The organism is Sphingomonas sp., from assembly GCF_050725575.1.
In the GTDB taxonomy this organism is placed as follows: domain Bacteria; phylum Pseudomonadota; class Alphaproteobacteria; order Sphingomonadales; family Sphingomonadaceae; genus Sphingomonas.
The window spans coordinates 175484-182567 of record NZ_JBOHHW010000006.1 but is presented as its reverse complement, the minus strand read 5'-3'; the positions used below and the strand labels follow the sequence as shown (position 1 = coordinate 182567).

Sequence of the window (7084 nt, the reverse complement as noted above, 5' to 3'; positions counted from 1 at the left end):
TGGCGGCACTTCCCGTGCTTCTGCCGCAGGAAGCGGGCGAAAGGCGCGGGTCGGTGCCGCTGTCGCAGGTGGCAAAGTTCCGCTTCAGCGAAGGGCTGAACCAGATCAGCCGCGAGAATGGCAAGAGGCGCGTGGTGATCCAGGCCAATGTGCGCGGCCGCGATGTGGGATCGTTCGTGCTCGACGCCCGGGCCAAGGTGGACCAGGTCGCGCTGCCAGCCGGATCCTATCTCGAATGGGGCGGCCAGTTCCAGAATCTCCAGGCCGCGTCACAACGTCTCGCGATTGTCGTGCCGTTGTGCTTCCTGGCGATCTTCGGCCTGCTCTACATGGCGCTGGGCGGGTTCGCACGGGCGGCGTCGGTGTTCCTCGCCGTGCCATTGGGGCTTGCCGGGGGCGTGTTCACGCTGTGGCTCACCGGCATCTCCTTCTCCGTCTCGGCGGCGGTCGGGTTTATCTGCCTGGCCGGGGTGGCGGTGCTCAACGGCCTGGTGGTGATGACCGCGATCCGTGAGAAGCTGGAGGCCGGGATCGAGCTTGGGCGGGCGATTACCGAGGGCATGTTCGAAAAGGTGCGGCCGGTGATCATGACGGGCTTCGTGCCGGCGATCGGCTTCGTGCCGATGGCGCTCGCCACCGGCACCGGCGCGGAGGTGCAGAAGCCGCTCGCCACGGTGGTGATCGGCGGGCTGATCGCAGCGACGATCCTGACGCTATTGGTGCTGCCTGCCATATCGAAAGTGGTGCTGGGCCTGGGCGAACGCGCCGCGCGCCGCAATCCACCATATCATGCCGCACCGGCGATGGCCTGAGAGAAGGAGCAACGACATGCACGATCACGCAGCGGGCGGTCACGCCCATGATCATACCGCCGGCGCCAATGCCACCAGGCTGAAATGGGCGCTGGCGCTGACCTCGACCTATCTCGTCGCCGAGGTGATTGGCGGCTTCTACTTCAACAGCCTGGCATTGCTGTCCGACGCCGCGCACATGATGACCGATGTCGCGGCACTGGTCATCGCGCTGCTGGCGATCAGCTTCGGCCAGAAGCCCGCCGACAGCCGCCGCACCTTCGGCTATCGCCGCTTCGAGATACTCGCGGCGGCGTTCAACGCGGTGCTGCTGTTCGCGATCGCGATCTATGTGCTGGTCGAGGCGATCAGGCGCTTCTCCGACCCGGAGCCGGTCCAGTCGACCGGCATGATGATCGTCGCGGCGATCGGCCTCGTCGTGAACCTCGTTTCGATGCGGCTGCTCATGTCGGGCAAGGACAAGAGCTTCAACGTCAAGGGCGCCTATCTCGAAGTCTGGGCCGACATGATCGGATCGGTCGGCGTGATCGCCGGGGCGATCGCGATCCGCTTTACCGGATGGACCTGGGTCGATCCGATCGTGGCGGTCGGCATCGGGCTCTGGGTGCTGCCGCGCACCTGGATCCTGCTGCGCGATACGACCAATGTCCTGCTCGAAGGCGTCCCGAGCGGCATCGACCTGAACGAGGTGCGCACCGCGATCGCCGCGGTGCCCGGCGTTACCGATGTCCATGACCTGCATATCTGGTCGATGAGCAATGACGACATATCCTGCACCGCGCATGTCACGCTTAGCCGGGGTGCCGCGCCCGACGAAGTGCGGGGCCGGGTGGTCGCGCTGCTCGATCAGCAGTTCGAGATCGGCCATGCGACCGTCCAGACTGAAGGGCCGGGCGAGGAGTGCGTTGGCGGGCAGGTGCATCCCTAGGGCTGGTGGATGTGGCTGCGATGCGAGTCGCGGCCGTATTGCATCCGGTTTTCCGCTGTTATTTCGGGAATAAAAAACGACCCCTGTTATGTTGGATTTGAGGCGGCGATTTCAGATTTGTTTACAGTATCTTGGACCCTGCCACCCCTGTTATCCATAACAGGGGTGGCAAAGCGCCATAACAGGGGTGAGCTGACCGCTGTTCTTGCCGAAACAGCGGTCGCGCACGCCAAATATTATCCAGTCATGTCAAAGAGCGGGGCGGGACGCCGGCTGGCATTCCGTCCGTCGCTACACTGTCAGGACTGGCTGCAGAGTTGAATCGGCCGGGCCAACCGCGACGTCCGGCACCGATGGCGTTAGGGTGCAGTGCAATAGCGTGGTAGACGAGGCCATCACCAACTCCGCCGAGCAGGCTTTGCGTGACAGAGAGACGATTGTGCTCCCGCCTGCCAGCGAGAGACTCGTCGTGCCCCTTTCCTGTCCAATATCATGACCGTCGCGTTGATCGACCCGATCCGCAGCCTCGAAGATGCGCAGATTCTCGCCCAGGCGATCGTCAACACCATCCCGGAACCGTTCCTGGTGCTCGACGAGGAGTTTCGCGTGCTTTCGGCGAGCCGGTCCTTCTACGATATCTTCCAGGTCGATCCGGTCGATACGCAGGGGCGGCTGCTGTTCGCGCTGGGCGACGGGCAATGGAATATCCCGGCGCTGCGCCATCTGCTCGAAACGATCATTCCCGACCGCGCGGAGATGGACAATTTCGAGGTCGGGCACGACTTCCCGACGATCGGCCCGCGCATCATGCTGCTCAATGCGCGCAAGGTGCTGTATGACGACAACCCGGCGATCACCATCCTGCTCGCCTTTCGCGACATTACCGCGCGCCGCGCGATCGAGCGCAGTCAGGCCGCTCTGTTTGAACAGGCCGAGGAGTTGCTGCGCCAGAAACAGGTACTGTTCCAGGAAATGCAGCACCGCGTCGCCAACAGCCTGCAGATCATCGCCAGCATCCTGCTGCTCAAGGCGCGCGCAGTGTCATCGGAGGAAACCCGCTATCATCTGAACGACGCGCATCAGCGCGTCATGTCCGTCGCGGCGGTGCAGCAGTCGCTCCATGCGGCAGACGGTATCGATCAGATCGAGGTCGCAGTCTATCTCGAGAAACTGTCCGCCGGCCTGTCATCGTCAATGGTCGGGGAAAGCCGCCCGATCGCGATCAGCGCAACGGCTGACAGCGGCATGATCGACTCGTCGGTCGCGGTCAGCATGGGGCTGATCGTCACCGAGCTGGTGATCAACGCGATCAAATATGCCTTTCCAGAGGACAAGGCGGATGCCGCGATCCGGATCAGCTACGAGATCGACGGCGCGGACTGGCGGCTGGCGGTGTCGGACAATGGCGTCGGGCTTCGCGAAGCGTCCGGCAGCCTGCCTGGCGACCGGGGGCTGGGTACATCGATCATCAATGCCCTGACCAAGCAGCTTGATGCGCGGGTCGAACGGACCAGCGATGCGGAGGGGCTGACCATTTCGATCACGCGCGCGCGCTTTACACCACGGGTGCGCGCGGCGGCGTGAACGGAGCAGGGAGAGTCGTTCTAGACGAACAGCCCGGCCACCAGATACGTCCCCGCACCGACCAGGGCCGCAGCCGGAAGGGTGACGGTCCAGGCGACAATGATGTTGGTCGCAACGTTCCAGCGCACCGCCGAAAGCCGTCGCGCCGCGCCGACGCCGACGATCGCGCCGGTGATGGTGTGAGTCGAGGACACCGGGATGCCCCAGAAATTCGCCGCGAACAATGTGATCGCCCCGCCGGTCTCCGCGCAGAAACCCTGGGCCGGGGTCAGCCGGGTGATCTTCGACCCCATGGTGTGGACAATGCGCCAGCCGCCCGACAGCGTGCCGAGCGCCATTGCCGCCTGGCAGGTCAGCACGACCCAGAAGGGAATGTGGAACCCGCCATGCAGCAGCCCCTGCGAATAGAGCAAAACCGCGATGATCCCCATCGTCTTCTGCGCGTCATTGCCGCCATGGCCGAGCGAATAGAGCGCGGCCGAGACCAGCTGCAGCTTGCGGAAGCGCTTGTCGACGCCCAGCGGGGTCAGCCTCAGGCTGGTCCAGGCGACCAGCAGCACCAGCACCAGGGCGAGCCCCAGCCCGATCGCCGGCGACAGGAAGATCGCAGCGACAGTCTTGATCACCCCGCTCCACACGATCGCGCCAAAGCCGATCTTGGCGATGCCCGCGCCAAGCAGCCCGCCGATCAGCGCATGGCTGCTGCTTGACGGGATACCCAGGATCCAGGTGGTGACGTTCCAGAAGATCGCGCCGACCAAGGCGGCGAAGATCACTTGCGGGTCGATCACCTCAGCTTCGACGATGCCGGTGCCGATGGTCTGCGCGACATGCAGCCCGAACACGGCAAAGGCGATGAAATTGAAGAACGCCGCCCACAGTACCGCATATTGCGGCTTCAGCACGCGCGTGGAGACCACGGTCGCGATCGAGTTCGCAGCATCATGCAGGCCGTTCAGGAAATCGAACAGCAAGGCGATGCCGATCAAGCCGATCAGCAGGGGCAAGGACAAGGTCACGCGGCGATCCTACGCATGGTCGATCACGAGGCCCTGAATCTCATTGGCGACATCCTCGAACCGGTCGACGATCTTTTCCAGGCTGGAATAGATTTCGCGCCCAGCGATGAACGCCATCGGATCGCCGCCATTTTGCGACGCCTTGAACAGCGCCTGCACGCCGCTGTCGTGGATATCGTCGGCATGTCCCTCGAGCTGGATCAGGCGTGAAGTCAGTTCGTGGAGCCGCCCGCCATTGCTGGCGACCGAGCGCAGCAGCGGGATCGCCTCGGCCGTGACACGCGCGGCCTCGACGACAATGCCGGACATGTCGCGCATTTGCGGGGTGAAATCGGTCACTTCGTAGAGCTGGATCGCTTTGGCGGTGCCGTTCATCTGGTCGATCGCATCGTCCATCACCCCGATCAAATCGGTGATCGCGCTGCGGTCGAACGGCGTCACGAACACGCGGCGCACATCCTGCAGCACGTCGCGGGTGATATCGTCGGCCTCATGCTCGCGGCGGATAATCTCTGCCACCTGGTCGGCGATCGAGCCTTCGCCATGGAGCAATTTGGCCAGCGCGTCGGCGCCGGCGACCAGGGTTGTGGCATGTGCCTCGAACAATTCGAAGAAGCGGCCCTGTTTCGGCATCAGCGACTGGAACCAGCCCAGCATCGGTACTCTCCTTCTTGCGCCGGTACGGACGACGGGCAGCATGCGTTCGGCAAAGCTTGCCGGAATAGGGGGTTCGCGGAAAGCGGCGATGATCGCCTTCAGTCCGGGCTCGTCGACTGCCGCCGCGGCCTGGTCGAGCGGGAACCAGCGCGTGTCGCGCTGATCCTGCTCCGGCCAGTCGCCGGCCTGTTCGACAAAGGCGAGCGGGAAGACGGTGACGGTGATGTCGCGCGAACGGCCGGCACGGCGATGCTTGCGGTAGACGAAGTCGCCGACCGGTGTGGGGCAGGGATAGCCGCGAATCCCGGCTTCCTCATAGGCTTCCTGCGCGGCTGCCTCATGCGAGGCCAGACCTTTGATGGGATTGCCCTTGGGGATGACCCAGCGCCGTGTCTCGCGTGAAGTGATCAGCATGATCTCGGCGGCGCCCGATGCGTCGATTCTATAGGGGAGTGCGCCGATCTGACGGATGGTCTGGGTCCTTAGAGTGTCGCTTGGGAGTTTGCCGGATGTCCTGCCCGGGCGGGCAGCGGCGCCTCTATGGCGAGATTGGCGCCGGACCGCAAATCGGGGGACGAGCGTTGCGGGTCGCGCGCGGGGCTCGTAAAGGACCGGGGCGACCGCGCATCGCTGAGCGGCGTCGCCCCGGAAGGATCATCGTGACGATTGAATTGACCGCGCCCCCTATCGCGGACCCCGTAGCGTCCGAGACCGCACGGGGGCCGGACCGGCCGATCAGCGTGGCCGACATGTTCACGGTCGGGATCGGGCCGTCCAGTTCGCACACCGTCGGGCCGATGCGTGCGGCGCTGGCCTTTGCGCGCGAAGCCGCGGCGTTCGATGTGCAGCGCGTGCTGGTCGAAATCTATGGTTCGCTCGCGCTGACCGGCAAGGGCCATGCGACCGACAATGCGCTGATCCTGGGCCTGGCCGGGCATGATCCGGGCACGATCGACCCCGATGCCGTCACCAGCGAAGTGGCGCGGATCCGCGCAACCGGACGGATGGCGCTGGCGGGCGAGCGCGAGATCGGTTTCGACGAAGCGAGTGACCTGCTGTTCAAAATGGGCGAGTTCCTGCCGCGCCATCCCAATGCGCTGCGCTTCCGCGCACGCTGCGCCGATGGGGTGGAGTTCAGCCAGACCTGGTATTCGGTCGGCGGCGGGGTGATCGTGCTGGAGGATGCGGCACCCGCTCTGCTCAACACCGCCATTCCCTATGGCTTCGGGTCGGCCGCCGAACTGCTCGCGATCGGGAAGGAGCGCGGCATGTCGATTGCCGAGATCGTCATCGCCAATGAGGTCGCGTGGCGATCGCCAGAGGAGCTGGACGGATTCCTCGACACGGTGCGCGCGGCGATGGCGGCGTCGATCGATCGCGGCAGCATGCAGGAAGGCATATTGCCCGGCGGCCTGAAGGTGAAGCGCCGCGCCGCCGGGGTGTATCAGCGGCTGGTGGCGCAATTGCCGCGCGTCCACCCCTCGATGGTGTTCGACTGGGTCAGCCTGTGGGCGCTGGCGGTGAATGAGGAGAATGCCGCCGGCGGCCGCGTGGTGACCGCGCCGACCAATGGCGCGGCGGGGGTGATCCCGGCGGTGCTGCGTTACTATCAGCGCTTCACCGACGCGCCGACCGAGGCGGGCGAGCGCGTCCTGCTGATCACTGCTGCAGCGATCGGCATGCTGTACAAGAAGCGTGCGTCGATCTCCGCCGCCGAGATGGGCTGCCAGGGTGAAGTCGGGGTCGCCTGTTCGATGGCGGCGGCGGGGCTCGCCGCAGCGCTGGGCGGGACCAACGAGCAAGTCGAGAATGCCGCCGAGATCGGCATGGAGCATAATCTCGGTCTGACCTGCGACCCGATCGGCGGGCTGGTGCAGATCCCGTGCATCGAGCGCAACGCGATGGGGGCGATCAAGGCGATCAACGCCGCGCATCTCGCGCTGCAGGGCGACGGCACGCATATCGTGTCGCTCGATGCCGTGATCGAGACGATGCGCCAGACCGGCGAGGACATGCGCACCAAATATAAGGAAACGAGCCTCGGCGGCCTGGCGGTGAACGTGGTGGAGTGTTGAGGGCGCTGG

Annotated in this window: 6 protein-coding genes; 4 read left to right on the top strand and 2 right to left on the bottom strand. The window is 65.0% G+C overall.

The window, feature by feature from the left end:
• The 3 genes from ACRECS_RS06865 to ACRECS_RS06855 form a co-directional block, all read left to right on the top strand.
• A partial coding sequence (locus ACRECS_RS06865; protein WP_431582217.1) for an efflux RND transporter permease subunit occupies positions 1-812 on the top strand: 812 nt, incomplete at its 5' end.
• Positions 813-828: 16 nt separating this feature from the next.
• On the top strand, positions 829-1740 hold the full coding sequence (locus ACRECS_RS06860; protein WP_431582216.1) for a cation diffusion facilitator family transporter: 912 nt from the start codon (positions 829-831) through the stop codon (positions 1738-1740).
• A 492-nt stretch (positions 1741-2232) separates the two neighbouring features.
• The gene (locus tag ACRECS_RS06855; protein WP_431582215.1) at positions 2233-3324 is read left to right on the top strand and encodes a sensor histidine kinase; all 1092 of its coding nucleotides are present in this window, start codon (positions 2233-2235) and stop codon (positions 3322-3324) included.
• 20 nt (positions 3325-3344) lie between these two features.
• On the opposite strand, the gene ACRECS_RS06850 is transcribed toward ACRECS_RS06855, so the two are convergent.
• Together ACRECS_RS06850 and ACRECS_RS06845 are read right to left on the bottom strand one after the other, a co-directional pair.
• Positions 3345-4343 carry an inorganic phosphate transporter gene (locus tag ACRECS_RS06850; RefSeq protein WP_431582214.1) on the bottom strand — a complete coding sequence of 333 codons (999 nt, stop codon included), beginning with the start codon at positions 4341-4343 and terminating at the stop codon, positions 3345-3347.
• A 9-nt stretch (positions 4344-4352) separates the two neighbouring features.
• A complete protein-coding gene (locus ACRECS_RS06845; protein ID WP_431582223.1) occupies positions 4353-5471 on the bottom strand; it encodes a DUF47 family protein in 1119 nt (372 codons plus the stop codon).
• 215 nt (positions 5472-5686) lie between these two features.
• Here ACRECS_RS06845 and ACRECS_RS06840 point away from each other — a divergent pair, with 215 nt between their 5' ends.
• Positions 5687-7075: an L-serine ammonia-lyase gene (locus ACRECS_RS06840; RefSeq protein WP_431582222.1), complete on the top strand. Its 1389-nt coding sequence runs from the start codon at positions 5687-5689 to the stop codon at positions 7073-7075.
• Positions 7076-7084 lie beyond the last annotated feature (9 nt).

Coding starts and splice junctions, on each gene's coding strand:
- ACRECS_RS06855 (WP_431582215.1), top strand. CDS start 2,233: ATGACCGTCGCGTTGATCGACCCGATCCGCAGCCTCGAAGATGCGCAG.
- ACRECS_RS06860 (WP_431582216.1), top strand. CDS start 829: ATGCACGATCACGCAGCGGGCGGTCACGCCCATGATCATACCGCCGGC.